Raw genomic sequence first — 17488 nt, 5'->3', positions numbered from 1 at the left:
GATGACCGATCTGCACCCCTTCATCGCGGGGCTGCCCAAGGCCGAACTGCATGTGCACCATGTCGGTTCCGCCTCTCCCCGGATCGTCGCCGAACTGGCGGCGAACCACCCGGACTCGAAGGTTCCGGCCGATGCCGAGGCGCTCGCCGAGTACTTCACGTTCACCGACTTCGCGCACTTCATCGAGGTCTACCTGACGGTCGTGGACCTCATCCGCACCCCCGAGGACGTGCGGCTGCTCACCTTCGAGGTCGCCCGTGACATGGCACGGCAGAACATCCGGTACGCCGAGCTGACCGTCACACCGTTCAGCTCCACCCGCCGCGGTGTCGAGGAGAAGGCCTTCATGGCCGCCATCGAGGACGCCCGCAAGGCGGCGGAGGCCGAGTTCGGGGTGGTCCTGCGCTGGTGCTTCGACATTCCCGGCGAGGCCGGCCTGGAGGCCGCCGCGGAAACCGCCCGGCTCGCCGTCGACCTGCGCCCCGAGGGCCTGGTCTCCTTCGGCCTCGGCGGCCCGGAGATCGGCGTCCCGCGCCCGCAGTTCAAGCCGTACTTCGACCGCGCGATCGCGGCCGGACTGCGTTCGGTGCCGCACGCCGGCGAGACAACCGGCCCGCAGACCGTCTGGGACGCGCTCAACCACCTGGGCGCCGAGCGCATCGGGCACGGCACCAGCTCGGTGCAGGACCCGGAGCTGCTGGCGTATCTGGCAGAGCACCGGATCCCGCTGGAGGTGTGCCCCACCTCCAACATCGCCACCCGCGCGGTCGCCCGCATCGACGAGCACCCGATCAAGGAGATGGTCTCCGCCGGCGTCCTCGTGACGATCAACAGCGACGACCCTCCGATGTTCGGCACGGACCTCAACAACGAGTACGCCGTCGCCGCCCGCCTGCTGGAGCTGGACGAGCGCGGCGTCGCCGCCCTCGCGAAGAACGCGGTGGAGGCGTCGTTCCTCGACCCGGCCGGCAAGGCGAGGATCGTCTCGGAGATCGACACGTACACCACCGCGTGGCTCGCCCGCTGACATGCGGGCGGTGACGGTGGTCGCCCACCGGGGCGACCCGTACCGGTTCCGTGAGAACACCCTGCCCTCGCTGCGCTCGGCCCTCGAACGCGGCGCGGACTCGGTAGAGATCGATGTGCGGCTCACCCGCGACGGCGTCCCGGTACTGCTGCACGACGCGACGCTGAAGCGGCTGTGGGGTCATGACCGGCCGCTGGCGGGGCTCACGAAGGCCGATGTCGACGACCTCTCCCACGGGGGGGTGCCGACGCTGCGCGAGGCACTGGCCGGACTCGGCGGGCACCGGCTGATGATCGATCTGCCCGGCGCGACACCGGAGTCGGTGCGCAGGGTGGTGGACACCGTCCGGGACTGCGGCGCCGGCGAACACGTCTACTACTGCGCGGGCCCCGCGACGATGCTCGCGGTACGGGCGGCCGACGCCTCGGCGGAGATCGCGATGACCTGGACGACACTCGCCCCGCCGCGGCCCGCGCTGCTGGACGCCGTGAAGCCGCGCTGGCTCAACTACCGGTTCGGCCTGGTGGGGCGGGAGTTGACGGACCGTGTCCACCGGGACGGTCTGCTGATTTCCGCCTGGACTGCGGACACCCGTCGTACCATGCGGCGACTGATCGGCTGCGGCGTCGACTCGATCACCACGAACAGGGTCGACGCCCTCAGGGCCGTCCTGGACGACTCACGCTCCCCGAAGAGACCTCGCAGGTGAGAGACCGGATGCGCACCGACACGGCTCACAACGCCCGCGTCTGGAACCACTGGCTGGGCGGCAAGATCGCCGCGGAGCTGGTGGTCAGCGAGCACACGGTGAAGACCCATGTGGGCAACGTGCTGGCCAAGCTGGGGCTGAGGAACCGGATCCAGGCGGTGATCTGCGCCTACGAGAGCGGGCTCATAACGGCCGGAACTCCCCCGCACGGGGGAGACTGTGCCGGCGGCTCCCCCGCACCGGCGAGCATCTGAGCCCTCGAAGCCCGCCCGCTCCGGCGATCCGCGCGGCCGCTCCGGTCAGCAGGATGAGTCACGTCCGCCACGAGACGTCACACATCCTGGAGATCCACATGAAGGCCCGTAGCCGTACTGTCCTCGCCGCAGCGCTCGTTCTGGGCCTCGCCGGGGGCCCGGCCGCCCTCCCCGCAGCGGCCGACGCACCCGTCGCCGCCCGGTCGTCCGGGCCGGACGCGGCCGCTCTTCGCGCCGCGATCGATGCGGTGCGCGACCCGGCGACGGCCCGGGCCACGGCCGCCTGGTCCGCGTCGGCGGTGAGGGGATCTGGCGGGGCAGCGCCGGAGTGCACGACCTGCGGACGGGGCGTCCGGCCGACCCTGCCGGACGGTTCCGCGCCGGCTCCGTGACGAAGGTCTTCACCGCGGCGACGGTTCTCCATCTGGCCGCCGAGCAGCGGATCGACCTTGACCGGACGGCCCGCTCCTACCTTCCGGACCTGATCCCCGCGGCGTACAAGGACGTGACCGTGCGCCAGCTGCTGAACCACACCAGCGGCATCCCGGCCCCCGACTTCGAGGGCGACGACGTCGAGGACGCGTACCGGAACCGCTTCGAACTGCACGATCCGCGCGAGATGGTGCGGTCGGCGACGTCCAAGGAGCGGGAGTTCGCCCCGGGCGAGCGGCAGCACTACCTCAACATCGGTTACACGATCGCGGGGCTCCTGATCGAGCGCGTCACCGGTGACACCTACGAGAACCAGGTCGTCCGGCGCGTCCTGCGGCCGCTCGGAGTGCGCGACACCTACTTCCCGGGCTCCGACCCGCGTATCCACGGCCGGCACAACCACGGCTACCAGGTCTTCGAGTCCGTGGACGGCGGCGAGGAGCGGCGCGATGTCAGCGTCTGGGGCACCACGGACGGCTGGGCCGCGGGCGACATCATCTCCACCACGGCCGACCTGGAGCGTTTCACGCGGGCGCTGTTCGACGGACGGGTGGTGCGCGGGCCGCTGCTCGAGGAGATGTTCACCGTGCCGCAGTTGCGGGAGGGGACCGCGAACTACAGCGTCGGGCTGACCCGTTGGCCGCTGGGCAGCCGCGAAATCTGGGACAAGTCCGGCGGCCGCTGGGGCTACAACACGGGTATCGGCGGCACCCGCGACCTGTCGCGCACCCTGGTGTACAGCATCAATTCCACGGACGCGAAGGGGCGGGAGGCCAATCCGGTCGTGACGAACGTCATTTTCACCACGTTCGGCACGCCGGAAGACCGGTGATCTCAGGCCGCCGACGGCGCCGGTACCCCCGCGGGCACCGGTGCCGTGAGCGCTTCGAGCCGCTTGATCCTGCGGCGGATCAGGTACAGCGGGATCACCCCGAAGACGCCGAAGGACATGTCGATGACCGACCACCAGAACGGGATGCCCCGGATCGGGCCGCAGATCAGGGCGAGCGGGATGATCCCGGCGCAGGCGATCATGCCGAACTCCACGACCCAGATGTTGCGGACGGGGTCGCGGTAGGGCCCGTAGAAGGCGACGGCGATCACCAGGTGGGCGAAGGCGAGCCAGTCCGTGCCGTAGAGGATGAAGGGATACGTCTCCTCGGTGGCGTCGAGCCCTTCCCGCACCCGCCCGATCCACTCCATGAGGGCGGGCAGTTGCTCGGGGACGGGCGAGGCAGGGGACCGCAACAGGTCCTCGAGCCAGCGCAGTTCCGTCACCAGGGGGAAGGCGGTCACCCCGCTGAGCACCAGACACACGACGAAGACGGCCAACCACACGCGTATCCCCCGCAAGAGGGCTGCTCGCTCGCTCATGCGGGCAGCCTAAGGCAGAAGTGAACATGTTCAAAACTATCGGGTGCCGCTGATCCTCCGGGCGACGAGATGGGCGACTGCGGTCGCACCCGCGGCCACCGCCAGTCCCGCCACGGCATCCCGAGCCCGGGCGGGCCGCAGCACGCCGGCACGCCGGAGCCGCCCCCGGGCCCAGAGCGCGAAGGGCACCACGATCAGCGGCGAGGTCACCGACCCGGGGGTGTAACCGCGAACGGCTGCCGCCTGGGCGAGGTGGACCAGGCCGTGCAGCCCGAACCCGTCGACCGCGCCCTGGTAGAAGGCCGACCGGCCGCCGGTGCGGTGCCCGGCGACGGAGGCCGCGCCGACGATCAGGCCCATCACTCCCACCGCCGCGGTGAACTCGCGCTCGTCGACCGTTTCCACGACCCGCCAGGCCCGTTCGGGGACCTGCGGGAACCGTTCACGGAGCGCGGGGACGTTTTCCCGCACCCACCGCGGCCCGGTGGCCAGCTCCTCCAGGTCGTGCAGCGCCCAGGCGGCGAGAAGGCCGTACGTGACAGTCGCGTTCATCCGCTCGTCGTTCATGATCCCCAGTCTGGGCCAGGGACCGCGCGGAGGGGCGCCTTCCGGCCCACCGTCCCGGACCTGCCCGCCACAGCGCCCGCAGCAGCCCCGCCGCAGGCCCGCCGCACGACAACGCGCCCGGTGCACAGTGCACCGGGCGCGTTGTCGTTTCCCGTACGGGAGGGGCCGGGGTCAGCCGTCGAGCGACGTCATCACGTGCTTGATGCGCGTGTAGTCGTCGAAGCCGTACGCCGAAAGGTCCTTGCCGTAGCCGGACTTCTTGAAGCCGCCGTGCGGCATCTCCGCCACCAGCGGGATGTGGGTGTTGATCCACACGCATCCGAAGTCGAGGGACTTGGACATGCGCATCGCCCGCGCGTGGTCCTTGGTCCACACCGAGGACGCCAGCGCGTACTCCACGCCGTTCGCCCACTCGAGGGCCTGTGCCTCGTCGGAGAAGGACTGGACGGTGATGACCGGGCCGAAGACCTCGTTCTGGATGATCTCGTCGTCCTGCTTCAGACCGGAGACGACGGTCGGGGCGTAGAAGTAGCCCTTGTCGCCGACCCGCTGACCGCCCGCCTCGACCTTGGCGTGCGCCGGCAGCCGGTCGATGAAGCCGGTGACCTGGTCCAGCTGGTTGGCGTTGTTCAGCGGGCCGTACAGCACGTCCTCGTCGTCCGGGGCGCCGGTCTTCGTCTCCGCCGCCGCCTTGGCGAGCGCGGAGACGAACTCGTCGTGGATCGACTCGTGGACGAGCACGCGTGTCGCCGCGGTGCAGTCCTGGCCGGCGTTGAAGAAGCCCGCCACCGAGATGTCCTCGACGGCCTTGTCGATGTCGGTGTCCTCGAAGACCACGACCGGCGCCTTGCCGCCGAGCTCCAGGTGGACCCGCTTGACGTCCTTGGCCGCGGACGCGGCGACCTGGATGCCCGCGCGCACGGAGCCGGTGATGGACGCCATCGCGGGGGTCGGGTGCTCGACCATCGCGCGGCCGGTGTCACGGTCGCCGCAGACGACGTTGAAGACGCCCTTGGGTGCGATCGCGCCGATGATCTCGGCCATCAGCACGGTCGACGCGGGCGTGGTGTCCGACGGCTTCAGCACGACGGTGTTGCCCGCGGCCAGCGCCGGGGCGAACTTCCAGACGGCCATCATCATCGGGTAGTTCCACGGCGCGACCTGGGCGCACACGCCCACCGGCTCGCGCCGGACGATGGAGGTCAGGCCCTCCATGTACTCACCGGCGGAGCGGCCCTCCAGCATGCGCGCGGCGCCCGCGAAGAAGCGGATCTGGTCCACCATCGGCGGGATCTCTTCGGTTCGGGTGAGCCCGATCGGCTTGCCCGTGTTCTCCGACTCGGCCGCGATCAGGTCCTCGGCCCGCTCCTCGAACGCGTCGGCGATCTTGAGCAGCACCTTCTGGCGCTCGGCGGGCGTGGTGTCGCGCCAGGCGGGGAAGGCTGCCGCGGCAGCGTCCATGGCTGCGTCGACGTCGGCCTGCCCGGAGAGCGGCGACGTGGCGTACACCTCGCCCGTGGCGGGGTTGACGATGTCGATCGTCCGGCCGTCGGCGGCGTCCTTGAACTCCCCGTTGATGTAGTTGCGCAGTCGACGCAGCTCGGTGGTCACTGGTGCCACCCCTCCTGTCGTGTCCGATGGGTGAGACATCCACCCTAATCTCTTCGCTGAGCTTTTCAACAGGCCCGCAAGCCCGCAACTTCGGATTCAGTGAGATTCGGGCCCTTCAACAACGAATTTCATCGCTCAGGACTTGCCAGACAGACGAGTCGCGGTGCACAGTGAGGCCGTGGCCAGTCGTAGCGCAGACTCCAGGAACGGAACCGCGAGCGGTTCGTCGACCCCGACGATCGACGCGGTCTCCCTCGCGATCATCGAACAGCTGCAGGAGGACGGCCGCCGTCCGTACGCCGCGATCGGCAAGGCCGTCGGCCTTTCCGAAGCAGCCGTGCGGCAGCGCGTCCAGAAGCTGCTCGACCAAGGCGTGATGCAGATCGTCGCCGTCACCGACCCGCTCACCGTGGGCCTGCGACGCCAGGCGATGGTCGGCATCAAGGTCGAGGGCGACCTCGACCCCGTCGCGGACGCGCTGACGGCCATGGCCGAATGCGAGTACGTGGTGATGACCGCGGGCTCCTTCGACCTGATGGTGGAGATCGTCTGCGAGGACGACGACCACCTGCTCGAAGTGATCAACAAACGGATCCGTGCGCTCCCCGGCGTGCGCTCCACCGAGAGCTTCGTCTACCTCAAGCTCAAGAAGCAGACCTATATGTGGGGAACCCGATAGCCGTGAGCAAGGACCGCAGCGACCTGTCAAAGTCCGCCTACGACCACCTGTGGATGCACTTCACCCGCATGTCGTCGTACGAGCACGCACCCGTGCCCACCATCGTGCGTGGCGAGGGCACCTACATCTACGACGACAAGGGCAAGCGCTACCTGGACGGCCTCTCCGGCCTCTTCGTGGTCAACGCGGGGCACGGCCGCCACGAGCTCGCGGAGACCGCGTACAAGCAGGCTCAGGAGCTCGCGTTCTTCCCCGTGTGGTCGTACGCGCACCCCAAGGCCGTCGAGCTCGCGGAGCGCCTCGCCCACCACGCACCGGGCGACCTCAACAAGGTCTTCTTCACCACCGGCGGCGGCGAGGCCGTCGAGACCGCCTGGAAGCTCGCCAAGCAGTACTTCAAGCTCCAGGGCAAGCACACCAAGTACAAGGTCATCTCCCGCGCGGTCGCCTACCACGGCACTCCGCAGGGCGCCCTGTCCATCACCGGCCTGCCGGCCCTCAAGGCCCCCTTCGAGCCGCTGGTCCCCGGCGCGCACAAGGTGCCGAACACCAACATCTACCGCGCCCCGGTCCACGGCGACGACCCCGAGGCCTTCGGCCGCTGGGCCGCCGACCAGATCGAGCAGCAGATCCTCTTCGAGGGTCCCGAGACCGTCGCCGCGGTCTTCCTCGAGCCGGTGCAGAACGCGGGCGGCTGCTTCCCGCCGCCGCCCGGGTACTTCCAGCGGGTCCGCGAGATCTGCGACCAGTACGACGTGCTGCTCGTCTCCGACGAGGTCATCTGCGCCTTCGGCCGGCTCGGCACGATGTTCGCCTGCGACAAGTTCGGCTACGTGCCGGACATGATCACCTGCGCCAAGGGCATGACCTCGGGCTACTCCCCGATCGGCGCCTGCATCGTCTCCGACCGCATCGCCGAGCCGTTCTACCAGGGCGACAACACCTTCCTGCACGGCTACACCTTCGGCGGCCACCCGGTCTCCGCGGCCGTGGGCCTCGCCAACCTCGACATCTTCGAGCGCGAGGGCCTCAACCAGCACGTGCTCGACAACGAGGGCGCCTTCTTCTCCACGCTGCAGAAGCTGCACGACCTGCCGATCGTCGGCGACGTCCGCGGCAACGGCTTCTTCTACGGCATCGAGCTGGTGAAGGACAAGGTCACCAAGGAGTCCTTCAACGACGAGGAGACCGAGCGCGTCCTGTACGGCTTCCTCTCCAAGGCGCTGTACGACAACGGTCTGTACTGCCGGGCCGACGACCGCGGCGACCCGGTCGTCCAGCTGGCGCCGCCGCTGATCTCCGGCCAGTCGACGTTCGACGAGATCGAGCAGATCCTGCGCAACGTCCTCACGGAGGCCTGGGCGAAGCTCTGACCCGACCCTCCCTCCCCGCGTACGGCCCGTGGCCCGGGTACCTCCATCCGAGTGAGATGGACGGTGCCCGGGCCGCGTGCTTCCCCGCAGCCAGGCAGTGACTCCTTAGCGTGCCCAGTGACCGATCGGCCCTGTCTTCGTTCCCCCGTACGGGGGGCCGGAAATCTGATCAGAACCGAGGTGTACGTCATGGTGGCCCCGCCCGACAACGATGTGATCTGGGCTCGATCCCTGCGCCACGCCCACCGCGGCTCCCCTGCCCTCGTCGGCGTCTCCCTGGGCGTGCGGGAGGGTGAGATCCTCGCCGTGCACGGAGCGCGCGGCAGCGGCAAGACCACGCTCCTGCAGTGCCTGTCCGGCCGGCTCGTGGCGCAGGAGGGCGAGGTGTGGTTCAACAGCACCCCCGTGCACACGATGTCCGCCATGGTGCGCGAACGGCTGCGACGCGACCGGTTCGGCTGGATCGATCCGGAGCCGACGCTCGTACCGGAGCTGAAGGCGTGGGAGAACGCGGCCCTGCCGCTGCTGCTCGCGGGCGTCTCCCGCCGGGCCGCGAAGGCCACGGCGATGGAGTGGATGGAGCGACTGGACATCGGCCCCTGCGCGGGCAGGCGCCCGTGCACGCTGCTCCGGGCCGAGCAGCAGCGTGTCGCCGTCGCGCGGGCCCTGGTCACCACGCCGTCCGTGCTCTTCGCCGACGAGCCGACGGCGTCGCTGCACAGCTTGGACCGGGCGCACGTACTGCGCACGCTGGCCGCCGCGGTCCGCTCGCACCGGATCACCATGGTGCTCGCCACGCACGACGCGGACATCGCGGCCCTCGCCGACCGTACGATCACGATCGCCGACGGGCGGCGCGTGGGCTCCCCCGTGATCGAGGACGCGGAAGGCCGGGACGCGTGCTCGCTCTCCGTCTAGCCCGCGGGGCGCATCCGCTGGTACTCCTCCGCCGTCTGATGGTGGCGGGGGCGTCGGCGGGTGTCGGCTTTCTGCTGCTGTGCACGCTGATGCACGCGCTGTCGCATCCCGGGGCACCGGAGGCCGTGGCGCGTCTGCTGTGGTGCGCGCTTCCCCTCGCCGCGACGGTGTACCTCGCCGTCGCCGTGGCCCGTACGGACCCCGGAACCCGGCCGCGGACCGGTCTGTCAGCCGTCGGGCTCGGCCCCGTCCGCCTCACCGCGCTCGCCGCGGCCTCCACCGCCCTGTCCTGCACCCTCGGCAGCATGATCGCGCTGCTGTTCTTCCTGCATCTGCGGGGCGACCTGTCGGGGCTGCCGTTCGACGGGGCCGCGGCCGAGCTGCTCGCCGCGGAGCAGCCGCTTCCGCTGCCCGCCGTCCTCACGCTGCTGGCGATCGTGCCGCTCGTCGCCACCGCCGCTGCCGCGGTGGTCCTGCGGCCGCGGAACACGGCGCCGGACGCGGAGGAACCCGACGGCACCCCCGCCGGGCTGCCCTGGGGCGTCGCACTCGTCGCGGTCGGCCTGGCCGTCGAGACGTACGCGAGCACCACGGGCGACGAGGGGCGGTCTGCCGGAGTACTGGCGGGCTGGACCCTCACGGTACTGGGCCTCTGGCTCGCCGGCCCGGCCGTCACCCACCTGTGCGGCCGCCTCCTGCAGTCCGCCGGTCCCGGCGCGACCCGCCTGCTGGCCGGCCGCATCCTCATGGAGGAGTCCCGCCGCGTCGGGCGCCCGATCGGCGTGATGTGCGCGGTGGCCTCCGGCACGGTCGCGGCGACCGCCGCGTACGGCTCCGCCCCGCGGCCCTGGGGCCCGATGACGGCCCTGGGCGCGGCGCTGGTCGTCGCCTGCACGGCGGCGACGCTGCTGACGTCGGCGCTCGACGCGAGAGCGGCCCGCTCGGAGGCGACGACGGCGCTGCGGACCCTGGGCGCCTCGTTGGCGGTCCTGCGCCAGGCGGCGGCGCTGCGGGTGGGCATCCTCGTGACGGTCTTCGCCCCCCTGACCCTCACGGTGGGCGCTCTCGCCGCCGCCCCGCTGACCCGCTGACCCGTTTCGCACCACGGCGTCCCGGGCGTGCGGCGATTGACACCGCCGCGTCCCCGATCCGCTGAACCGTTTCGCTCAAGGCGACCGCCCGGTTGCGCAGCCCCGACGGGACGGGCAGGTCCGGCCCAGCCGGCGCTCGAGGCGCGGGTTCGGTCGTGGGAAGGGGCGGGGTGGGGGGAAAGACCCGCCGCCGCCTATCGTGGGCGCATGACGGCCACCCCGCACGACCGTGAGATCGAGTCCCTCGAAGAGTTCGACCACGTCGCCGCCCGCGGTTCGCTCGTCGGGTACCGCCTGCAGTCGCTCGACCTCACCGCCCGCACCGCCGACCTGCTCCGCGTCGAGACCACCGCCGCGGTGTTCCTCGGCTGCCGGATGGAGCCCGAGGCCGCCGCCAAGGTACGCGCGGACGGCGCACTGGTCTTCCCGCCCGTGCCCGACCTGCCCTTCGACCCGTACCGCGGGCAGCTCTACTCCCCCGACGACCTCTTCGCCGGCCTCGCGGACGGCGGCTACGAGGCGACGCCGGACGCCCTCGCCTACGCCTGGTTCCAGCGGACCAAGGCCGACGGCGACATCTTCGCCTCGATGCTGCGCGCCGTCCACGACGACGCGATGTCCGACGCGCTCGACGAACTCCTCGCCGGCGCAGGGGTCGTGGGGGTCATGGGCGGGCACGCGATGGGCCGTGGCACCGACGCGTACGCCGGTGCCGCTCGTCTCGGCCGCGAGCTGTCCCGTGCGGGGTTCACGGTCGCCACCGGCGGCGGGCCCGGCGCGATGGAGGCCGCCAACCTCGGCGCGTACACGGCGCCGCACCCGGACGGGATGCTGGACGACGCGCTCCTGCTCCTCGCCAAGACGCCGTTGTTCGTGCCGTCCGTCACCGACTGGGCGCAGGCCGCCTTCGAGGTGCGGGAGCGCTGGCCGCAGGGCGGCGACTCGGTCGGGATCCCGACCTGGTTCTACGGTCACGAGCCGCCCAACGCCTTCGCGGGCCACATCGCCAAGTACTTCGCCAACGCCACCCGCGAGGACGGTCTGCTGGCCCGCTGCGACAAGGGCGTGATCTTCCTGCCGGGCGCCGCCGGCACCCTGCAGGAGATCTTCGACAACGCGACCCCGAACTACTACGGGTCCCGCGGCGAACCGACCCCCATGGTGCTGGTGAACCGGTCCCACTGGACGGAGCACCTGCCCGCCTGGCCGCTGCTCCGGTCCCTGGCGCGCGGCAGGTCGATGGAGGGGCGCATCGCGCTCGTCGACTCGGTCGAGGAGGCTCCCGGCGCCCTGCGACGGCTGCTCGCGGCCACGCCAGGTCCGACGGCCCCCTAGGGCACCTCCGGCCCGAGGACCACGACGTCGTCGGCGGCGAACACCACGCCCACCGTGTCTCCTTCGCCGGGCGTCCGTGCCGGCGAGCACTCCGCCTCCAGCTCGGGGCCGTCGTCCGGCCGCAGCCGTACGGCGACATGGCCGCCGCGGAAGGTGCGGGCCACGACCGTGCACCGCAGGCCCTGCGCCGGATCGGTGATCCGCACCCCGTCGGGCCGTACGAGCACCGTGCGCGCTCCCTGCGGTGAGCCGTCCGGCACGGCGACCTTGCCCCACACCGTGTCGGCGGCCGTGCCGGCGACGGTCGCGGCCACCACGTTGTCGAAGCCGAGGAAGCGCGCGACGAACTCCGACGCGGGCCGCTGCCAGACCTCCGGCGGCGTCCCCGCCTGTGCGATCCGGCCGTCCCTCATGACGACGACACGGTCGGCGAGCGCGAAGGCCTCGCCCTGGTCGTGGGTGACGGCGAGGACGGTCGTACCCAAGCGCCCGAACAGGCCGCGCAGTTCGACGACGAGCCGTTCCCGCAGCCCGCGGTCCAGCTGGCCGAGCGGCTCGTCCAGCATCAGGATCCTCGGCTCGGGGGCCAGCGCCCTGGCGAGAGCCACCCGCTGCTGCTCGCCCCCCGACAGCGCCGCGACGGATCGCCGGTGCGCACCCGGCAACCCCACGAGGTTCAGCAATTCGTTCGTCCGGCGTGCCTGTGCGCCGCGGTTCGCCCCGTGCATCCGCAGGCCGAACGCGACGTTGCCGCCGACGTCCCGCTGCGGGAAGAGCTGGTGGTCCTGGAACATGAGCCCCACCCCGCGCCGGTGCACCGGCACACCCGCCTGGTCGGCGCCGTCGAGCAGCACCCGCCCCGCGTCGATGTCCTGGAGCCCGGCGACCGCCCGCAGCAGCGTCGACTTGCCGCTGCCGCTCGGCCCGAGCAGACACACGATCTCGTGCTCGGCGACCTGGAGGTCCACCGTGTCGAGCGCGGTCCGCGCCCCGAACCGTACGCTCACGCCCTGAAGTTCCAGCAGCGTCATCACAGCTCCTCGGACGTGGATTCGGTGCGGAGGCGTTCGAGCAGGAGCAGAGCCGCCGCGCACACCACCATCAGGATCGTGCTCAGTGCCATCGCCTGCCCGTAGTTGAGCTCGCCGGGCCGGCCCAGCAGGCGGGCGACGGCGACGGGCAGGGTCGGATTGTCCGGCCGGGCGATGAAGACCGTCGCGCCGAACTCGCCCAGGGAGACGGCGAAGGCGAACCCGGCGGCGACCAGCAGGGCCCTGCGCACCAGCGGCAGGTCCACCTCGCGCCAGGCACGCAGTGGTGACGCGCCCAGCACGGCGGCGGCCTCCCGCAGCCGTTCGTCCACGGCGCGCAGCACCGGCAGCATCGTGCGGACGACGAAGGGCACACCGACGAGTGCCTGCGCGAGGGGCACCAGGATCCATGAGGCCCGCAGGTCGAGCGGCGGTTCGTCGAGGGTGATGAGGAAGCCGAAGCCCACGGTCACGGCGGAGACCCCGAGCGGCAGCATCAGCAGCGCGTCGAAGCCGCGGACCAGCCGCCCGGCCCTGCGGGTGAGCGCCGCCGCGGCGAGCCCGCCGACCGCGACCGCGACGGCCGTGGCGGCCACGGCGTACCGGAGCGAGTTCCACACGGCGTCGATCGGCGGCACGAGGAAGGCGCCGCCGGCCGGGTCCACGGTGGCCAGCTCCCGGTAGTAGTCGAGCCCGTATCCTGCCGGGGTGTCGAAGGAACGCTCGACCAGCACCGCGAGCGGCGCCAGCAGGAGGACGAGCACGGTGGCCAGGACGCCGCCGAGCAGCGCCCACTGGGCCGCGCCGCGCGGCCGCCGGGCGGTGCGCGCCGGGTCGACGAGCCGCAGTGCGCTCTCTCGCCGGCGCAGGGTCCAGGAGTGCACAGCGAGGACCGCACCGACCGCCGTGAACTGCACCATCGTCAGCACGGCCGCCGTCGTCAGGTCCAGGAAGTCGGCGGTCTGCCGGTAGATCTCCACTTCCAGGGTGGAGAAGGAGGGGCCGCCGAGGATCTGCACGACACCGAACGACGTGAAGGTGAAGAGGAAGACCATCAGGGCGGCGGCGGCCAGCGACGGCACCAGGGCGGGCAGCGTCACCCGCCGCCAGGCGGCGAAGCGCCCCGCGCCCAGGACCCGGGCGGCCTCCTCCTGGCGGGGGTCGAGCTGGGACCAGAGGCTGCCGACGGTACGGACGACCACGGCGTAGTTGAAGAAGACGTGCGCGAGGAGGATGGCCCACACGGTGGTGTCCAGCCGGATGCCCCACAGTTCGTCGAGGAGCCCGCCGCGCCCCAGCAGCGCCAGGAACGCCGTGCCGACGACGACGGTCGGCAGCACGAACGGCACGGTGACCACCGCCCGCAGCAGTCGCTTGGCCGGGAAGTCGAGGCGTGCGAAGGCGTACGCGCCGGGGAGGGCGATCAGCAGCGTCAGCGCCGTGGAGGCGAGCGCCTGCCAGGTGGTGAACCACAGCACCGACAGGATGTCCGGCCGGCCGAGCACCTCGCCGAACCGGCCGAACTGCCAGGCCCCGTCCGCGTGGAGACCGCGCGCGACGATCGCGGAGACGGGGTAGGCGAAAAAGACGGCGAAGAACGCGACAGGGCCGGCCATCAGGCCCAGCCGTGCCGCGTTCCCGCGCAGGGAGCCGGCTACTTCACGACGAGCGAGGACCACGACCGGACCCACTGCTCACGGTTCTTCGCGATGGTGGCCGCGTCGACGGTCTCGGGCTTCTCGATCACCGCGCCGTGCTCGGTGAACAGCTCCGGCAGCTCCGCGTCCTTGACGACCGGGTTGACGAACATGTTCAGCGGCATGTCCTCCTGGAACTTCCTGCTGATCAGGAAGTCCAGCAGCGCCTTGCCGCCCTCCTCGTTCTTCGCTCCCGTCAGCAGGCCCGCGAACTCGATCTGGCGGAAGCAGGTGCCGGTGGCCACACCGGTCGGCGCCTCGGCCGGCTGCGGGTCCGAGTAGAGGACCTCGACGGGCGGGCTGGAGGCGTACGAGACGACGAGCGGACGGTCGGCGCCCGCCTTCTTGCCACCGGCGGACCCGGAGAACTCCTCGTTGTACGCCTGCTCCCAGCCGTCGACGACCTTGACGCCGTTGTCCTTGAGCTTCTTCCAGTAGCCCTGCCAGCCCGACTCGCCGTACTCGCCGACGCTGCCGAGAAGGAAGCCGAGGCCGGGTGAGGAGGTGGCGGCGTTCTCGACGACGAGCATGTTCTTGTACTCGGGCTTCGCCAGGTCGGCGAAGGTCTGCGGCGGCGCGAGCTTCTTGTCGGCGAAGAACTTCTTGTCGTAGTTGACGCAGATGTCGCCGGTGTCGACGGGCGTCACACGGTGCTTGTCCGCGTCGAGCTGCACCTCTTCCGCGACCCGGTCGAGGCCCTTGGCCTCGTAGGGCGTGAAGAGGTCGTTGTCGAGAGCGCGGGAGAGCAGGGTGTTGTCGACACCGAAGAAGACGTCGCCCTGCGGGGAGCCCTTGGTGAGGATCTCCTTGTTGAGCGCGGTGCCCGCGTCGCCGCTCTTGAGCACCTTGACCGTGTAGCCGGTCTGCCGGGTGAACTCCTTCAGCACCGCCTCCGACGCCGCGAAGGACTCGTGGCTGACGAGCGTGACGGTCTTCGGCTTGCTCCCGTCGCCGGACCCGGACTCGGTGGACTCCCCGCCGCACGCGGCGAGCGTCGATATGCCGACGGCGCCGACCAGTGCCGTACCGACGGCACGCCGAAGCTGGCTGTTCATGATGATGCTGACTCCCTACGCCGGTATGACCCGGATCAGGTCCGAGGGTCTGCGGCCCGTGACCGTGAAGGCCTTGCCGCACTCTCAGCGCTGTGGTGCGCTCCCCTGTCGGAATGTTTTGTTGTTCGTTTGTGCGAATGCACAGGGCACAGTATCAGCCATGGCCGACGGCCCTACGGTCACCGCTCCTGCGCCGCCAGCTGCCCGCAGGCCCCGTCGATCTCCTGACCGCGGGTGTCCCGGACGGTGACCGGCACGCCGTGCGCGGCGATGGCCTCCACGAACGCCTTCTCGTCCTCGGGACGGGAGGCCGTCCACTTGGAGCCGGGCGTCGGGTTCAGCGGGATCAGGTTCACATGGACCCGCTTGCCCTTGAGGAGGCGGCCGAGGAGATCGCCGCGCCACGCCTGGTCGTTGATGTCGCGGATCAGCGCGTACTCGATGGAGATCCGGCGGCCGGACTTCTCCGCGTACTCCCAGGCGGCGTCGAGGACCTCACGGACCTTCCAGCGCGTGTTGACCGGGACCAGGGTGTCGCGCAGCTCGTCGTCCGGGGCGTGCAGCGACACCGCGAGGCGGCATTTGAAGCCCTCGTCGGCGAACCGCAGCATCGCCGGCACCAGGCCGACGGTCGAGACCGTGATGCCGCGCTGCGAGAGGCCGAGGCCGTCCGGCTCGGGGTCGGTGAGGCGGCGGACGGCTCCGACGACCCGCTTGTAGTTGGCGAGCGGTTCGCCCATGCCCATGAAGACGATGTTGGACAGCCGGGCCGGCCCTCCGGGGACCTCACCGTCCCGCAGGGCCCGCATGCCGTCGACGATCTGGTGCACGATCTCGGCGGTCGACAGGTTCCGGTCGAGACCGGCCTGGCCGGTGGCGCAGAAGGGGCAGTTCATCCCGCAGCCGGCCTGCGAGGAGATACACATGGTGACCCGGTCCGGGTAGCGCATGAGCACGGACTCGACGAGCGTGCCGTCGTGCAGGCGCCAGAGCGTCTTGCGGGTGGTGTCGTTGTCGCAGGAGATGTGCCGTACGACGGACATCAGATCGGGCAGCAGCTCACCGGCGAGCTTCTCGCGGGCCGCGGCGGGGATGTCGGTCCACTGCGCGGGGTCGTGCGCGTACCGCGCGAAGTAGTGCTGGGACAGCTGCTTGGCACGGAACGGCTTCTCGCCGATCGCGGCGACGGCTTCCTTGCGCTCGGTGGGTGTGAGGTCGGCGAGGTGCCGCGGGGGCTTCTTGGCTCCGCGGGGCGCGACGAAAGTGAGTTCTCCGGGCTTGGGCATGGTTTCTCCAGTGTCGCAGATCGATTCGTGCGACCTGCGACCTGCGACCTGCGACCGTCGGCCCGGAGGGTGGTCGTCGACGGTCGTGACGATCACGGTGCCCACTTGTACTTGCCGCCGCCGACCCATCTCACGACCGCCGGGTCGTCGACGTCCACATGTTCCAGTCCCGCGTGGTGCGCCAGCCGGATCACGTCCAGCATGTCGTGGGCCACGCCTGCGGTCTCGCCTCGGATCTGGACGAGGCGGAACGGCGGATCGCCGGGGCTCACGGGCAAGACGACGATGGCAGGGCCTGTGAAGTCGCTCATGACACCAGCCTGCGACACCGGCACCGCACGCGCAGCCGTGTGGATCCTCGGTCACTTCAGGAGCTGAAGGTCACGGGTGCGTCGGTGTCGTCGGACGCGGCGAACGAGTGCGCCCGCCGCAGCGGCACGCACCGGCCCCGGCCACGCCGACGCGGCCGGGGCGGCCGGGGCGGCCGGGGCGGCCGGGAGCCCGGCTCGCCCCGGAGGTCACTGGTGCAGGCCGAAGCTGCGGCTCCTCAGCTCGACAGCAGACGGTTGAAGAACGAGCGGTACTTCCGCAGGGCCCGGCGCAGGTCCTCCGTGTCGGCCTCCTCGCCCTGGCTCCACTGCCCCTCCAGGTCCTTCTTGTGCTGGGAGAAGGTGGAGGCCAAGGCCTGCATGACATCGGCCACCAGGCCGTCGGCCTCATGGACGGCCTCACGCGGGTCGTCGACGAACCGGTTCTGGATTTCCTGCCAGCGGGTGCGGAATCCTGTCTCGTCCTCCGCGGTCAACAGCTGCGGCATGTCCTCCTGTGCGGACGTGCCCTGGGTGTCCGCCGCGGGTTCCGGCTCCCGTGGGACGGTCGAAGCGGCCGGCGGCACCGCCTCGGCCTCTGACGTCGCGCCGGCGGCCTCACCGGGATAGCCCTGGGACTGTGCCTCGGGCCGGTCGCCCAGGTCCCTTTCCTGGGGTGCGGCGAGGTCGTCCGTGGACAGGCCGCTCTCGGCCGGCCCCGGGGTGTGTTCGCGTTCCATC

16 protein-coding genes, 2 pseudogenes and 1 riboswitch are annotated in these 17488 nt (G+C 71.1%); of the genes and pseudogenes, 9 read left to right on the top strand and 9 right to left on the bottom strand.

Going from position 1 to position 17488, the window contains the following annotated elements:
* The first annotated feature begins 1 nt into the window (after position 1).
* From OGH68_RS26735 to OGH68_RS26720, 4 genes and pseudogenes are all read left to right on the top strand, one after another.
* Complete coding sequence (locus tag OGH68_RS26735; protein WP_264247534.1) at positions 2–1027, top strand: adenosine deaminase; 1026 nt, start codon at positions 2–4, stop codon at positions 1025–1027.
* Position 1028: 1 nt separating this feature from the next.
* On the top strand, positions 1029–1736 hold the full coding sequence (locus OGH68_RS26730) for a glycerophosphodiester phosphodiesterase (protein WP_264247532.1): 708 nt from the start codon (positions 1029–1031) through the stop codon (positions 1734–1736).
* 62 nt (positions 1737–1798) lie between these two features.
* Positions 1799–1990, top strand: a pseudogene (locus OGH68_RS26725) (response regulator transcription factor); the annotation flags it as partial.
* A gap of 98 nt (positions 1991–2088) precedes the next feature.
* Positions 2089–3254, top strand: a pseudogene (locus OGH68_RS26720) (serine hydrolase domain-containing protein).
* A 2-nt stretch (positions 3255–3256) separates the two neighbouring features.
* Here the strand turns inward: OGH68_RS26720 and OGH68_RS26715 are convergent.
* From OGH68_RS26715 to OGH68_RS26705, 3 genes are all read right to left on the bottom strand, one after another.
* On the bottom strand, positions 3257–3796 hold the full coding sequence (locus tag OGH68_RS26715) for a hypothetical protein (protein WP_264247531.1): 540 nt from the start codon (positions 3794–3796) through the stop codon (positions 3257–3259).
* Between the two features lie 36 nt (positions 3797–3832).
* Complete coding sequence (locus tag OGH68_RS26710) at positions 3833–4363, bottom strand: HXXEE domain-containing protein (protein ID WP_264247530.1); 531 nt, start codon at positions 4361–4363, stop codon at positions 3833–3835.
* Between the two features lie 171 nt (positions 4364–4534).
* On the bottom strand, positions 4535–5974 hold the full coding sequence (locus OGH68_RS26705) for a gamma-aminobutyraldehyde dehydrogenase (RefSeq protein WP_264247529.1): 1440 nt from the start codon (positions 5972–5974) through the stop codon (positions 4535–4537).
* 163 nt (positions 5975–6137) lie between these two features.
* On the opposite strand from OGH68_RS26705, the gene OGH68_RS26700 reads away from it, so the two are divergent.
* The 5 genes from OGH68_RS26700 (at position 6138) to OGH68_RS26680 (ending at position 11370) form a co-directional block, all read left to right on the top strand.
* Positions 6138–6653, top strand: coding sequence for an Lrp/AsnC family transcriptional regulator (locus tag OGH68_RS26700; protein ID WP_264250312.1), 516 nt, complete (start codon positions 6138–6140; stop codon positions 6651–6653).
* Complete coding sequence (locus OGH68_RS26695; RefSeq protein WP_264247527.1) at positions 6638–8026, top strand: aspartate aminotransferase family protein; 1389 nt, start codon at positions 6638–6640, stop codon at positions 8024–8026. Before OGH68_RS26700 ends, OGH68_RS26695 begins: the two co-directional genes overlap by 16 nt.
* Before the next feature lie 189 nt (positions 8027–8215).
* On the top strand, positions 8216–8944 hold the full coding sequence (locus tag OGH68_RS26690) for an ABC transporter ATP-binding protein (RefSeq protein WP_264247526.1): 729 nt from the start codon (positions 8216–8218) through the stop codon (positions 8942–8944).
* Positions 8926–10035 carry a hypothetical protein gene (locus OGH68_RS26685; protein ID WP_264247524.1) on the top strand — a complete coding sequence of 370 codons (1110 nt, stop codon included), beginning with the start codon at positions 8926–8928 and terminating at the stop codon, positions 10033–10035. Before OGH68_RS26690 ends, OGH68_RS26685 begins: the two co-directional genes overlap by 19 nt.
* Before the next feature lie 207 nt (positions 10036–10242).
* Entirely contained in the window at positions 10243–11370 is a 1128-nt protein-coding gene (locus OGH68_RS26680) for an LOG family protein (RefSeq protein ID WP_264247522.1), read from the top strand.
* Here OGH68_RS26680 and OGH68_RS26675 read toward each other — a convergent pair.
* The 6 genes from OGH68_RS26675 to OGH68_RS26650 form a co-directional block, all read right to left on the bottom strand.
* Positions 11367–12401, bottom strand: a complete 1035-nt coding sequence (locus OGH68_RS26675; protein WP_264247521.1) for an ABC transporter ATP-binding protein — start codon at positions 12399–12401, stop codon at positions 11367–11369. The genes OGH68_RS26680 and OGH68_RS26675 overlap by 4 nt on opposite strands.
* Complete coding sequence (locus OGH68_RS26670) at positions 12401–14017, bottom strand: ABC transporter permease (RefSeq protein WP_264250311.1); 1617 nt, start codon at positions 14015–14017, stop codon at positions 12401–12403. The genes OGH68_RS26675 and OGH68_RS26670 overlap by 1 nt, the downstream gene beginning before the upstream one ends.
* Positions 14018–14055: 38 nt before the next feature.
* A complete protein-coding gene (locus OGH68_RS26665) occupies positions 14056–15153 on the bottom strand; it encodes a thiamine ABC transporter substrate binding subunit (RefSeq protein WP_264247520.1) in 1098 nt (365 codons plus the stop codon).
* Positions 15149–15270: riboswitch (TPP riboswitch) on the bottom strand. Its footprint overlaps the gene before it by 5 nt.
* A 62-nt stretch (positions 15271–15332) precedes the next feature.
* Entirely contained in the window at positions 15333–16439 is a 1107-nt protein-coding gene (gene rlmN, locus OGH68_RS26660; RefSeq protein WP_264247519.1) for a 23S rRNA (adenine(2503)-C(2))-methyltransferase RlmN, read from the bottom strand.
* Between the two features lie 92 nt (positions 16440–16531).
* Entirely contained in the window at positions 16532–16750 is a 219-nt protein-coding gene (locus tag OGH68_RS26655; RefSeq protein ID WP_264247518.1) for a hypothetical protein, read from the bottom strand.
* 236 nt (positions 16751–16986) lie between these two features.
* Positions 16987–17487, bottom strand: coding sequence for a hypothetical protein (locus tag OGH68_RS26650; RefSeq protein WP_264247517.1), 501 nt, complete (start codon positions 17485–17487; stop codon positions 16987–16989).
* Position 17488: the final 1 nt, after the last annotated feature.

It is taken from the genome of Streptomyces peucetius (assembly GCF_025854275.1).
GTDB lineage: Bacteria > Actinomycetota > Actinomycetes > Streptomycetales > Streptomycetaceae > Streptomyces > Streptomyces peucetius_A.
Note: the sequence above shows the minus strand (reverse complement) of the source record. Positions and strands in the feature narration are given on the sequence as shown.